General features: G+C 65.4%; 8 protein-coding genes and 1 pseudogene. 3 read left to right on the forward strand and 6 right to left on the reverse strand.

The window, feature by feature from the left end; translation table 11 throughout:
• Nucleotides 1-3: 3 nt before the first annotated feature.
• The 3 genes and pseudogenes from A5766_RS10755 to A5766_RS10765 form a co-directional block, all read right to left on the reverse strand.
• A pseudogene (locus A5766_RS10755) lies at nucleotides 4-2,588 on the reverse strand (AAA family ATPase).
• A gap of 273 nt (nucleotides 2,589-2,861) precedes the next feature.
• Nucleotides 2,862-4,367 carry a glycerol kinase GlpK gene (gene glpK, locus A5766_RS10760; RefSeq protein ID WP_005206219.1) on the reverse strand — a complete coding sequence of 502 codons (1,506 nt, stop codon included), beginning with the start codon at nucleotides 4,365-4,367 and terminating at the stop codon, nucleotides 2,862-2,864.
• On the reverse strand, nucleotides 4,364-5,122 hold the full coding sequence (locus tag A5766_RS10765) for an IclR family transcriptional regulator (RefSeq protein WP_005206218.1): 759 nt from the start codon (nucleotides 5,120-5,122) through the stop codon (nucleotides 4,364-4,366). Before A5766_RS10765 ends, glpK (A5766_RS10760) begins: the two co-directional genes overlap by 4 nt.
• Nucleotides 5,123-5,351: 229 nt before the next feature.
• Here A5766_RS10765 and A5766_RS10770 point away from each other — a divergent pair, with 229 nt between their 5' ends.
• On the forward strand, nucleotides 5,352-6,197 hold the full coding sequence (locus tag A5766_RS10770; RefSeq protein WP_064904706.1) for an MIP/aquaporin family protein: 846 nt from the start codon (nucleotides 5,352-5,354) through the stop codon (nucleotides 6,195-6,197).
• 51 nt (nucleotides 6,198-6,248) lie between these two features.
• Nucleotides 6,249-7,766 carry a glycerol kinase GlpK gene (gene glpK / locus A5766_RS10775; protein WP_064904708.1) on the forward strand — a complete coding sequence of 506 codons (1,518 nt, stop codon included), beginning with the start codon at nucleotides 6,249-6,251 and terminating at the stop codon, nucleotides 7,764-7,766.
• Between the two features lie 26 nt (nucleotides 7,767-7,792).
• Here glpK (A5766_RS10775) and A5766_RS10780 read toward each other — a convergent pair whose 3' ends face one another.
• Nucleotides 7,793-8,791, reverse strand: coding sequence for a sugar-binding transcriptional regulator (locus A5766_RS10780; RefSeq protein ID WP_064861558.1), 999 nt, complete (start codon nucleotides 8,789-8,791; stop codon nucleotides 7,793-7,795).
• Between the two features lie 85 nt (nucleotides 8,792-8,876).
• Here A5766_RS10780 and A5766_RS10785 point away from each other — a divergent pair, with 85 nt between their 5' ends.
• Nucleotides 8,877-10,604, forward strand: a complete 1,728-nt coding sequence (locus A5766_RS10785; protein ID WP_005206210.1) for a glycerol-3-phosphate dehydrogenase/oxidase — start codon at nucleotides 8,877-8,879, stop codon at nucleotides 10,602-10,604.
• Between the two features lie 394 nt (nucleotides 10,605-10,998).
• Here A5766_RS10785 and A5766_RS10795 read toward each other — a convergent pair whose 3' ends face one another.
• Both A5766_RS10795 and A5766_RS10800 read right to left on the reverse strand, forming a co-directional pair.
• Nucleotides 10,999-11,853 (reverse strand): DMT family transporter, encoded by an 855-nt coding sequence (locus A5766_RS10795; protein WP_064861559.1) that lies wholly within the window; start codon nucleotides 11,851-11,853, stop codon nucleotides 10,999-11,001.
• Between the two features lie 66 nt (nucleotides 11,854-11,919).
• Nucleotides 11,920-12,834: a hypothetical protein gene (locus A5766_RS10800; RefSeq protein ID WP_005206206.1), complete on the reverse strand. Its 915-nt coding sequence runs from the start codon at nucleotides 12,832-12,834 to the stop codon at nucleotides 11,920-11,922.
• Nucleotides 12,835-12,853 lie beyond the last annotated feature (19 nt).

The raw sequence follows: 12,853 nt of genomic DNA on the forward strand, positions 1-12,853 counted from the left end.
GTGTCAGTTCTCCTGTGCCGCACCGGATGCGGCTGGTTGTTGGGATTCCTTTGTAGCCGACGTATCGGTCGTCGCCGGTTCTGCCGACTTCGCGGGCGCCTCGGCAAGCTCGTCGGCAGGCGCCTGAGACGCCGCGCCCTTCTTCACCGACAGGGTGAGCCTCGGCTCGCCCGCATCGACGACGACGGTGTCGCCCGGCTCGACCGCACCCTTGAGCACGAGGTTCGACAGCTCGTTGTCGAGCTGCTTCTGAATCAGCCTGCGCAGTGGGCGCGCACCGAACTCCGGCTGGTAACCCTCTTCGGCGAGTTGATCTTTCGCCGCGTCGGTCACGTCGAGTCCGATGCTCTGCGACTTGAGCATGCGTCGCGTCCCGTCGAGGGTCAGGTCGACGATCTGACGCAGCTGCGTCTTGTCGAGTCGATCGAAAACGACGGTCTCGTCGATGCGGTTGAGGAACTCCGGACGGAATCGTTGCCGCAGCAGATCCATCACATCGGGAACCACCTTCTCCACATCGCCATCAGGCGCGTTGAGGATGAGGTCCGATCCGATGTTGCTCGTCATGATCACCAGCGTGTTCTTGAAATCGACTGTGCGACCCTGACCGTCGGTCACCCGACCGTCGTCGAGCAACTGCAGCAGCACGTTGAACACGTCGGGGTGCGCCTTCTCGATCTCGTCGAACAGGATCACCGAGTACGGCTGACGGCGAACCTTGTCGGTGAGCTGCCCGGCGTCGTCGTATCCGACATATCCGGGAGGTGCACCGACGAGTCGGGCGACGTTGTGCTTCTCCTGGAACTCGCTCATGTCGAAGCGGATCATGCGAGCCTCGTCGCCGAAGACCGCTGCGGCAAGGGCTTTCGCGAGTTCCGTCTTGCCGACGCCGGTCGGTCCGAGGAAGAGGAACGATCCGATCGGCCGGTTGGGGTCGGAGAGTCCCGCTCGTGCCCGACGCACTGCCTCGGCCACCGCGGTCACGGCCTTGTCCTGGCCGATCACCCTGTCGTGCAGCGTGTTCTCGAGACCGAGCAACTTCTCGCGTTCCTCGGTGGTCAACTCCGACACCGGGATTCCCGTCTGCCTCGACACCACCTCGGCGATATCCATGACGGTCACCTCAGGTGTCGGCGACAGACCTGCGGCACCGGCACTCGCGCGCTTCTCGTCGATCTCGGTCTTGAGTTGATTCGCGCGCTCGTAGTCCTCGTTGGCGACGGCCGATTCCTTCTCACGTTCGAGACGGGCGACCTCCTCGTCGAACTCCCGTGTCTCGGGGTCGGGAGTCTTGGTACGCAACCGAACTCGCGCACCCGCCTGGTCGATCACGTCGATGGCCTTGTCCGGCATGAACCTGTCGGTGACGTAGCGGTCGGTCAATTCGGCTGCGGCGACGAGAGATTCCTTCGTGTACCGCACCTGGTGATGTTCTTCGTAAACGTCGGCGAGGCCTTCGAGGATCTGGATCGTGTCGTCGACGGAGGGTTCGGAGATCATCACCGGCTGGAAGCGACGTTCGAGTGCGGCATCCTTCTCGATGTACTTGCGGTATTCGTCGATCGTCGTTGCCCCGATGGTGTGTAACTCACCTCGGGCGAGCGCGGGCTTGAGCATGTTGCCCGCATCCATCGATCCCTCGCCGCCCGATCCGGCACCGACGATGGTGTGCAACTCGTCGATGAACAGGATGAGCTCATCGGAGTGCTCGCGCACCTCGTCGAGCACCTTGGTGAGCCGCTCCTCGAACTCGCCGCGATACTTTGCGCCCGCGACCATCGAACTCATGTCGAGCGCGATCACGCGTCGCCCGGCGAGCGTCGACGGCACGTCGCCGTTGACGATGCGTTGCGCCAGACCTTCGACGATCGCCGTCTTTCCGACGCCGGGGTCGCCGATCAGCACCGGATTGTTCTTACGACGCCGCGAGAGGATCTCGATGGTCTCCTCGATCTCGTCGTTGCGACCCACCACGGGATCGACGTTGCCCTCCCTGGCCTGTTCGGTCAGATCGCGCCCGTACTCGTCGAGCGTCGGGGTGTCCGACTGCGCTGCGGGCTTGGCCTCCGCCTTGCGCCCCTCGTCGATTCCCGCCCCGCCCTTCAACACTCGCGCGGCCGGGATGTCGGACGGCAACATCGCGATGCCGAGGAGTACGTGCTCGGGCCCCACGTATCCGACGTTCGCACGCGCCGCCTGCTGTTGTGCGTTGCGCAGCGCCTGCCGGGCCGCCGGACTCAGACCGGGGTTCTCGTCGCTGGTCCCCCGCCGTCGACCGACGAGATCGCCTGCATCTGTGAGGCAACGGTTTCCGGGTCGAGGCCGGTCTGCTCGATGATCGAACGCGACGGCTCGACCTGCGTGGCACCGTACAGGAGATGCTCGGGTGTGATCTCGGAGTTCCCCCACTCTACGGCTGCCTGCGCGGCCGCCGAGACCAGTCGCTTGGTGTCGTCACTGAACAATCGGTTGACGTCGACGCGCTGCACCTGCGGACGGGTGCCGCTGCTGCCGAAGAACCTGTTGAAGATGTCGCCGAAGGCGTCGTTGCTGCTGAAAGGGTCGCTACCAAACCATGACTCGGACAAAGCTTCCTCACTTCGCTCGGGCGCGACGCCACTGAGTCCGAATTCGGGTGGGCACGAATTCAGGTGGGCACGCGCAGTTTTCGGGTAGTCATGCGGAAGTGTCGGCAGCAGCGGCGCGGCCGGTGCCGAAACAACCAAACTCCCGGGACGTCGCTAGTCCGTCCCGGTCACGCGAAGAGGAACCTCTGTTCCGATGTTAGCCGCTATGTCGAAGCTTCGCCACGAGATCTGCAATGCGCCCGACCCCGCGGCATCTCGATCGGGTCTCGACGCTCAGACGTCGGCGAGAGCTCGACGCACCGCCGATTGCCAGCCCGCGGCTTCACGGCGTCTGCGCTGCGGATCCATCGACGGCGTCCACGAGGCCGCGACGTGCCGGTTCTCCCGCAGCGAATCGAGATCGTCCCAGTAGCCGACGGCCAGTCCCGCGGCGTATGCCGCCCCCAGTGACACTGTCTCGGAGACGAAGGGCCTGATGACGGGGACGTCGAGGACGTCGGCGACGTGCTGCATGAGCAGGTTGTTCGCCGTCATCCCGCCGTCGACAGCCAGCCGCTGCAGTTGAATACCGGCGACGTCGCGCATCGCTTCGACGACGTCGGCTGTCTGCCACGCGGTTGCCTCGAGCACCGCGCGGGCAAGATGACCTTTTGTGACATACGACGTCAGCCCGGTCACGATCCCGCGGGCTTCCGAATTCCAGTGCGGCGCATAGAGTCCGGAGAAGGCAGGGACCACGTAGCAGCCTCCGTTGTCGTCGACGGTCCGTGCGAGAGTCTCGATCTCCGGCGCGGTGTCGATCAGGCCGAGTTGATCCCGACACCAGCTCACCAGCGAACCCGTCATCGCGATCGGACCCTCGAGTGCGTACACCGGGGCCTCACCCGGCAGGCTGTAGGCGATGGTCGGCACGAGACCACGCGCCGACGGAACGATCGACGTTCCCACGTTCATCAGCACGAAAGCGCCTGTGCCATAGGTACATTTGACGTCGCCGGGAGTGAAGCAGGTCTGGCCGAACAGCGCCGACTGCTGATCGCCGAGCGCACTCGCGATCGGCACACCCGGCAGCACGCGAGCACACTTGGCGTACACCTCACTACTGCCGACAACCCTCGGCATCATCGCCTCCGGGATGTCGAGTAGACGAAGCATCCGTGAACTCCAGTCGCGTCGTCGAAGATCGAGCAACAGGGTGCGACTGGCGTTGGTGACGTCGGTGATGTGGATGCCGCCCTTGGGGCCACCGGTCAGGTTCCAGATGAGCCAGGTCTCCAGCGTCCCGAACAAGACCTCGCCGTGCTGGGCCGACGCTTCAGCGCCACCGATGTTGTCGAGCAGCCAGCGCAGACGCGGCGCGGCGAAGTAGGTCGCCGGGTCGAGTCCTGTCACGTCGCGGATCTCGCTGGCGTGCTCGCCGAGTTGGTCGACCATCGGCCCGGTGCGCGTGTCCTGCCAGGTGATCGCGGGGGCGAGGGGGCGTCCGGTGCGTCGATCCCAGATGACCGTCGTCTCGCGCTGGTTGGCAACACCGAGCGCGACGACGTCCGACGGCGTCCGGCCGGCGAGAGCGAGTGCCTTGGGTACGACCTTCTGCACGTTGACCCACAGCTCGTGCGCGTTCTGTTCCACCCAACCCGGCCGCGGGAACGTCTGTTTCTGCTCGAGTTGGGCGATCGACACCATGCGGCCGTGCCTATCGAAGAGCATGCAGCGTGACGACGTCGTCCCGACATCGATCGCCGCGACGACCGAGCCGTCGGTGGCCTTCGCGCTCACCGCGCAGCACCCAACTCCCGGTCGATCGACGTCGCAGCCTGTCGCATCTGATCGATCACGACGTTGCGCGGCAGCGTGCCCGACCGAAAGATCGTCGACGGTGGTCCGACCACGACGAGCGCGCCGATCTCACCGGGCCTGCGCCCGTGCACGGGAATGGCCGTCGCAGCACTGCCGCGTTCGTACTCGCCATGTTCGGTGGCCAATCCGGTTTGACGCACGGTGGCGATCTCGGCTGCGAGATCGGTGCGCGAGACAACCGTGTCCGAGGTGAACCTGTCCAGAATCATGTTGCGCAACAATCGATCCCGATTCTGCGAGTAGGCGAGGAGCAACTTCCCGCCTGCCGACGCATGTAGCGGCACGCGCTCGCCGACGCGCATCCGCTGGGGCGAGTCGTCGGGCCTGAAGACGTGATGCACCACAACTGCGGCGTCGGTGTCGAGCACCTCGAGCCAGACCTGCATGTCGAGCATTGCCGCCAGGGTGTCGCACCACCCCATCGCCGCCGACCGCAACACGTTGCCGTCGAGATTCGACGGCGCGCCGTTGTGGTGCGCACCGGTGAGGTAGGAGCCGTCCTCGTCCTGATCGACGTAGCCGATGTCGAGGAGGGTGCTGAGGATGCCGTGCACGGTTGCCTTCGGTAAGCCCAGCTCAGTCGCGATTTCTCGTAACGACAACGACCGCGGACTGCGCTCGAGCAGGTCGAGCGCGGCGGCGGCGCGCTGGATCGACTGGATTGGTCCCGGCACCTTGCCTCCTCCCTCGGATCCCACTGGTCCTATGAGCCTTGTGAACGTGTGTCGATGCTCGACTTTACGGCCGTCTACAGCCCCCGCGATCGAGAATGGCCGACCTTCGTTCGACATTGTCGAACGGCAATCATTGATCTGGGTCACACCGTCGGCCTAGTTTTTGTTCCATCCGGCAGGTACCGACGACACCATCAGGACATCGAGCCGGTCACAAAGGAGTGAAACCATGACGAAGAAAATCCCGCTGGTGGGTGAACTCTCTGCCGAATGTCTGGGCACGATGATCCTCATCCTGTTCGGCTGCGGCGTGGTCGCCCAGGTCGTCTGCGGAGGCTTTCCCAAGGCGCTCGGTGCGGGCGACCACAACTCGATCGCGTTTGCGTGGGGCTTCGGCGTCACGCTCGCCGTCTACGTCGCGGGTCGTCTCAGCGGCGCTCACCTCAATCCCGCTGTCACCATCGCCCTGGCCGCGTTCAAGGGCTTCGACCGCCGCAAGGTCTTGCCGTTCATCGCCGCGCAGATGGTCGGCGCGTTCATCGGAGCGCTGATCGTCCGCTACACCTACGCCGATCAGATCAGGGCAATCGACCCCGACCACACCAAGGCGACCCAGGGCATCTTCTCGACGTCCCCGGGCAGCGGCATCTCCCTGACCACCGCATTCATCGACCAGATCGTCGGCACCGCGATCCTCGTCGCCGTGATCTTTGCCCTCACCTGCGTGGTGAACAATCCTCCGCTGGGCAACACGGCGCCGCTCATCATCGGCATCCTCGTCGTCGCGATCGGCATGGCATGGGGCACCAACGCCGGTTACGCCATCAACCCCGCGCGTGACTTCGGTCCGCGACTTGCCTCATTGATCACCGGCTACGGCGACGCGATGTACTCCGCGAACGGTCCGGAACTCTACTTCTGGATACCGATCGTCGCGCCTATCATCGGTGGGCTCATCGGTGGCGCGATCTTCGTCTTCGGCATCGAGCGCTTCCTGCCGACCGAGGGCGACGACAGCCAGGAGATCGGTGTTTCCGAACCCACTGAACCCGAGCACGTCAGCGCGCGACACTGAACACACTCATCACCCCGATCCCAGACTTCATCGAGAACGAGAGACATACCCATGCCAGATTTCGTCGGTTCCGTCGACCAGGGAACCACCAGCACCCGATTCATGATCTTCGACCACGCAGGTAACGAGGTCGCCCGCCATCAACTCGAACACGAGCAGATCCTTCCCCGCGCCGGCTGGGTCGAGCACAACCCGGTCGAGATCTGGGAGCGGACATCTGCCGTCATCCAGACAGCGCTCGGCAAAGCAGGACTGACGGCCAGCGACCTGGCCGCCCTCGGTATCACCAACCAGCGTGAGACCACCGTCGTCTGGGACCGTCGAACGGGACGTCCGTACTACAACGCGATCGTGTGGCAGGACACCCGCACCGACAAGATCGCCAGCGCCCTGGAACGAAACGGCCACGGCGACACCATCCGACACAAAGCGGGACTGCCGCCCGCCACCTACTTCGCCGGCGGCAAGATCCAGTGGATCCTCGAGAACGTGCCGGGCGTCCGTGAGGCGGCAGAAAGCGGCGACGCCATCTTCGGCACCACCGACACCTGGCTCACCTGGCATCTCACCGGCGGCTATCGCGGCGGCGAACACGTCACCGACGTGACCAACGCGAGCCGCACCATGCTGATGAACCTCGAGAGCCTCGACTGGGACGACGAACTGTTGGCCCTGTTCAACATTCCGCGCGCGATGCTTCCCGACATCCTGCCGTCGTCGAGCCCCAAGGCTTTCGGTGTCACAGAGTCGACCGGACCGCTTGCGGGTGAGGTTCCTATCACCGGTGTGCTCGGCGACCAGCAGGCAGCGACCGTCGGCCAGGTCTGCTTCGCGCCCGGCGAGGCCAAGAACACCTACGGCACAGGCAACTTCATGTTGCTCAACACCGGTAACGACATCGTGCGCAGCAAGTCAGGTCTGCTGACCACCGTCGCGTACCAGCTCGGCGACGACAAGCCCGTCTACGCACTCGAGGGCTCGATCGCGGTGACCGGCTCCGCCGTCCAGTGGCTGCGCGATCAGCTCGGAATCATCAGCGGCGCATCACAATCCGAAGCGCTGGCCCGTCAGGTCGACGACAACGGCGGCGTCTACTTCGTGCCCGCATTCTCCGGCCTGTTCGCTCCGTACTGGCGGTCGGATGCGCGCGGCGCGATCGTCGGACTCTCGCGGTTCAACACCAACGCGCACCTCGCGCGTGCCACCCTGGAGTCGATCTGCTATCAGACGCGCGACGTCACCGAGGCGATGACCGCCGATTCCGGTGTGACGCTTGATGTTCTGAAGGTCGACGGCGGCGTCACCGCCAACGAACTGTGTATGCAGATCCAGGCCGATGTGCTCGGCGTCCCGGTCAGCCGACCGGTCGTGGCCGAGACCACCGCACTCGGCGCAGCGTACGCGGCGGGGCTGGCCGTCGGAGTCTGGAAGAACACCGACGAACTGCGCGAGAACTGGAACGAAGCCCGCCGGTGGGAGCCGGAGTGGGACAAGAACCAGCGCGAAGCCGGTTACAAACAGTGGCGCAAGGCCGTTGAGCGCACGCTCGACTGGGTCGATGTGGACTGACGATGTCACCGTTGCCGGGCTGCCATTCACCCGCCACGTCGCGCATGGTGCGTCGTGTCGCGGTGGATGAGCAGTCGGGCGAGGTTCTCGTCGAGCACGATGTCCGTGATCAGTCCCGCTGCGAAAGCACCTTCTGTCGCAGCGGCTTTCGACTCTCCCGACACCACACATATACGACGGGGGACGGCCCGGATCACATCGAGGTCCGGGCCGGAGGATCGCTTGTTCAACTCGATTCCCTCGTCGCTGCCGTCGTGACGGTAGAACACCGTCGCGACGTCGCCGACGACTCGCTCGGAGCGCAGCGACGCGAAGTCGGCGGGCTCGAGGTAGCCACCGGCGTAGACGTGGCTGGGGACGTCGGCGTCGGGGGCGCCGAGTCCGAAGAGCGCCACGTTCATCATCTGCTGGACGTCGAGGACTCGCTTGGTACTCCGCTCATGCCACAGTGCGACCTTGGTGTTCGGGTCGTCGAAGAACGCGGGCACCGGAAACTGTTCCACGCGAGCCGAATACGCCGTGGCGAACCGGCGGAGGATCTCGCTGGCGTAGTCGATTCCCGAACTCGTCGGGTTGCCCGCGCCGTTGAGTTGCACGATCTGCGTGTTCCACAGTTCCTTGGGCACAACGTGTCTGCTGACGACGCTGATCGTCGCACCCCAGGCCACGCCGAGCGTCGTATTGGCCTCCAGCGCCCTGCCCAGCGAACGCGCGGCTTCTTGGCCGACGCGCTCGAGTCTGTCGGCGTCGGACATCTGCGCGGTCGTCGGGACGACCGATGCGTTGACACCGAAGCGTCGGCCGAACTCGTCAGCAACCTCGCCGGTTCTACCCGCCGGCGCGTGGATCGTGATGTCGACGAGGCCGGTGGCGCGGGCGAAGCTCAGCAGTCGCGACACCGACGAGCGGCTCATGCCCATCTCGCGACCGATGGCGGCCATGTCGAGGTCTTGCATGTAGTACAGATGCGCCGCACGCACCGCGAGTGCAGTGCGCTTCGGATCGTCGGCCGCGACTCGTTCCACCCCACACGTTCTACCAGCAAAACCCACCCGTGCACATATGTTCAGAAGTATTGCTCTTATGTGCAGTGACCATCAGGATGGAATCATGACCGAAAACACCACCTCGACCGCACCGCTCCGGCCAGGCGTCGCGACGCTCACCGAGCGCCCGTCGGCACAGGTCCTCATCATCGGTGGCGGCATCAACGGCATCTCCACCTTCCGCGACCTCGCACTGCAGGGCATCGACGTCGTGCTCGTCGAGCGCGACGACTGGGTCAGCGGCGCGTCGTCGGCGTCGAGCCACATGATCCACGGCGGCATCCGTTACCTGGAGAACGGCGAGTTCCGACTCGTCCGTGAGTCGGTGCACGAGCGCAACGGACTCCTCGAGATCGCACCCCACTATGTGAAGCCTCTCGAGACCACCGTCCCGATCTTCTCGACGTTCAGCGGAATCCTCAACGCGCCGAGGCGTTTTCTCACCCACAACACCGGCAAACCCAACGAGCGGGGCGCGGCGTTGATCAAGGCCGGACTGGTCATGTACGACGCCTTCTCCGGTGCGGGCAAGCGCCGGGTGCCGCGTCACAAGTTCCGCGCAGGCGACAAGGCCCGCGCCGACATGCCGCGACTGAACTCCGGCATTCGTTACACCGCAACCTATTTCGACGCATCGGTGCACGATCCCGAGCGTCTGGCACTCGACGTCCTCAAGGACGGTCTGGCCACCGGCCCGCACGCCCGTGCGACCAACCACGTCGAAGCCATCGCGATTCGCGACGGCGAGGTGGTGCTCGCCGATCGTGTCAGCGGTGAACAGTTCACCGTGTCTGCCGAGGTCATCGTGAACGCGAGTGGTCCGTGGACCGATCTCACCAACGACGCGCTCGGCGGCGACACCCGATACATGGGCGGCACCAAGGGATCTCACATCGTTCTCGATCACCCCGACCTCGTCGAGGCCACTCGTGGACGCGAGATCTTTTTCGAGCACTCCGACGGTCGTATCGTGCTGATCTACCCGCTCAAGGATCGAGTTCTGGTGGGCACCACCGACATCGACGCCGACCCGAGCAAGCCGACGCGATGCACCGACGACGAGATCGACTACTTCTTCGACCTCATCAGGCACGTGTTCCCCGATATCGCCGTCTCCCGCGACGACATCGTGTACTCGTTCTCCGGCATCCGCCCGCTGCCCCGCCACGACGACACGACGCCGGGCTTCGTCTCGCGCGACTACAACGTCGAACGTACTGAGCTGCCCGGGGTTTCGGTTCCCGTGCTGAGCTTGGTCGGCGGCAAGTGGACCACCTTCCGCGCCCTCGGCGAGCAGTTGTCGGATCGCATCATGGAGCTGCTCGGCGCGGCCCGACAGGTCTCGACCGTCGGCCTGCCCATCGGCGGCGGCCGCGATTACCCGACCACCGACGCGCAACGTCGGGCATGGGTGGCAAGTCGACGCGGCGACGTTCCCGCCGACCGCGCCGACGAGTTGCTCACCCGCTACGGCACCCGCGCCAGCGAGGTCATCGCAGCGATCACCGCCGGCCCCGACGCACCGCTGCCCGCCAGCGGTCTCTCGACGGCGGAGCTGCGCTACATGATCGAGACGGAGCAGGCCGTGCACATCAGCGACATCCTGCTGCGCAGAACAGATCTGGCCTTCGTCGGCGGAGTGACCGCGGCCGTACTCACCGAACTCGGCGACGCGATGGCCGAGATCCTCGGCTGGGACGGCCAGCAGCGCGCCGCCGAAATCGAGGCGGCCGTCGAGAACCTCAACGACGCCCACCGCGTGCAGGTGACCGCCAGCGCGGCGAGCGTCTGACCGCCGGGCGCTGGTGATCTCGACAAGCTCGATCAGCGGTGGAGGCCCCCGCTGGTTGAGCGGGCGTGAGCGCAGCGAACACCCAAGTCGAAACCACACCCGCTGCGGCAAGTGATCTCGACAAGCTCGATCAGCGGAAGTTCAGCTCGATCAGCGGTAGTCCAGCCCGATCAGCGGTGGCGGCTGACCCCCGCTGGTTGAGCGGGCGTGAGCGCAGCGAACACCCGAGTCGAAACCACCCCCGCGCGGCGAGTGATCTCGACAAGCTCGATCAGCGGTAGTTCAGCTCGATCAGCGGTAGTCCAGCTCGATCAGCGGTGGGCCCCCGCTGGTGATCTCGACAAGCTCGATCAGCGGTGGTCCAGCGCCACAGCTCCATCCGCGGCCTGCGTCGTCAGGCCGCGGACTCCGTCGCCTCGACGGCGGACGATGTCGCGACGACGATCGCGCCGCTCACCGCGGCGGCGAACGCGATCAGCGTCGGCACCGCCCAGCCGGGACGTGTGCTGTCGCCGAGCAGCGCAATCCCCAGCGCGCTGGGAACCACCGTTTCGCCGACCACGATCGACGCCGCCGCGGCGCTGACGGCCCCGGTCTGCAGCGCGACGGTGAACAGATAGAACCCGCCGACGCCGCAGATCGCCACCGCGTATGCGGCCGGGTCGGTGAGTATCGCGCCGACGTCGAACGGGTCGACGCCGTCGAGAATCCTGATCGCCACGGCCATCAGACCGAACAGTGCACCGCCGCCGAGTCCCGCGACAACGGCGACTCCCCTCGGAATCACTCTGGTCACGGCAGTGACCGCCACGAAGAGCCCGACACCTACCCCGAGTAGTGCCCAGTGCAGCCAATTGTGGTCGCGGTGCCCCTCTTCGCCAGCGCCGATACCGAGCACAACGAGCGCGATCACCACGACGGCCACCGCGGTCCACTCTCGACGGCTGAGTCGGGCATCGAGGACCACCGTCGCCAACACCGCGGTGACAACCAGATTCGCACTCACGATGGGCTGCGCGAGGAAGAGTGGAGTGAGCCTGTCCGCGACCAGGTTTCCAGCGAAGCCGACCACATCGAGAACCAGTCCGAGCAGAAACGACACCGTGAGCATGGCCGTGATCGTCGAACGCAACGACGGCGCTGCCCCGACCGTGCCGTCCTCGACGCTCTGCGCACCGCGCGCCTGCAGCACCGACGCCGTGCCGTACGCCAACGCCGCGAGGATCGCAGCAACGATGCCGATGACCATGCGGTTCAGTATTCATCATCCGCGTGGAGAGAACGGGACCTCACGGCAACGCGACGGCCCGACGTATCAGCTGCCGTGCCCGTAGCCGGCGGGCAGGTTGACCGATTCCGCTTTCTCGACGGCGGTCACGGCGCCCGACGATGCCAGGATCACACCGCCGACGACCGCGGCCACGAAGGCGACGATCGCGGCAGGCCCCCAGCCCGAGCGGGTGACGTCGCCGAGAAAGATGATGCCAACAGCGCCCGGCAGCACCGTTTGTCCGACGACGAGCGCCGCGGCCGCGCCATTGACCGAACCCGTCTGCAGCGCAACGGTGAACAGATAGAAACCGCCGATGCCACTAATGAGGAGCGCATAGAGCGCGGGGTCGGTGAAAAGCACTCCCGGCTGCAACGGTGAAACACCCGTCAGCACACGGGAAGCCACGGCCATGACCCCGAAGATCGCGCCCGCGATGAGTCCCGCGAAAGCCGCGATTCGACGCTTGAGCACGCGCGCTCCCACGATGCCGATCACGATCAGCAACGGTCCGGCGACGAGCGTCGCCCATCCCATCCAGGCGTCGTAGTCGGAGCCCTCGCGCCCGGCAGATATCGCGAGCAGGATCAGCGAGAGGATGACCACCGCCCCCGAAACCCATTCTCTCCAAGTGAGAGTCACCTTCAGCACGATCGCGGCGAGCACCGCGGTCGCGACCATGCGCGCGGAGATGATGGTCTGCGAGAGGAACAGTGGGATCAGTCGCGCGGACACGATCGTCGCGATGAAACCGACGATGTCAAACGCGAATCCGATGAGGAACGGCACCGTCAGCATCGTCGCAGCGGTCGAGCGCAGCGTCGGATGTGGTGTGGTCGAACGCAATTCGGACCTGTGCTGAGCACGCTGCGCCACCCGCTCCGCGCCGAGCGCCTGCAGGACAGATGCCGCCGCGAACGAGAGCGCACCGATCACCGCGATGATGATTCCCATTGTCATCGCGACACCAGCACACACC

This window comes from Gordonia sp. 852002-51296_SCH5728562-b, assembly GCF_001665475.1.
Lineage (GTDB): Bacteria > Actinomycetota > Actinomycetes > Mycobacteriales > Mycobacteriaceae > Gordonia > Gordonia sputi.

What these genes read in the sequence shown, in the direction of transcription:
- A5766_RS10770 (WP_064904706.1), top strand. Translation starts at nt 5,352, where the DNA reads ATGACGAAGAAAATCCCGCTGGTGGGTGAACTCTCTGCCGAATGTCTG.
- glpK (WP_064904708.1), top strand. Translation starts at nt 6,249, where the DNA reads ATGCCAGATTTCGTCGGTTCCGTCGACCAGGGAACCACCAGCACCCGA.
- A5766_RS10785 (WP_005206210.1), top strand. Translation starts at nt 8,877, where the DNA reads ATGACCGAAAACACCACCTCGACCGCACCGCTCCGGCCAGGCGTCGCG.
- A5766_RS10795 (WP_064861559.1), bottom strand. Translation starts at nt 11,853, where the DNA reads ATGGTCATCGGCATCGTTGCTGCGATCCTCGCGGCGTTGGCGTACGGC.
- A5766_RS10800 (WP_005206206.1), bottom strand. Translation starts at nt 12,834, where the DNA reads ATGACAATGGGAATCATCATCGCGGTGATCGGTGCGCTCTCGTTCGCG.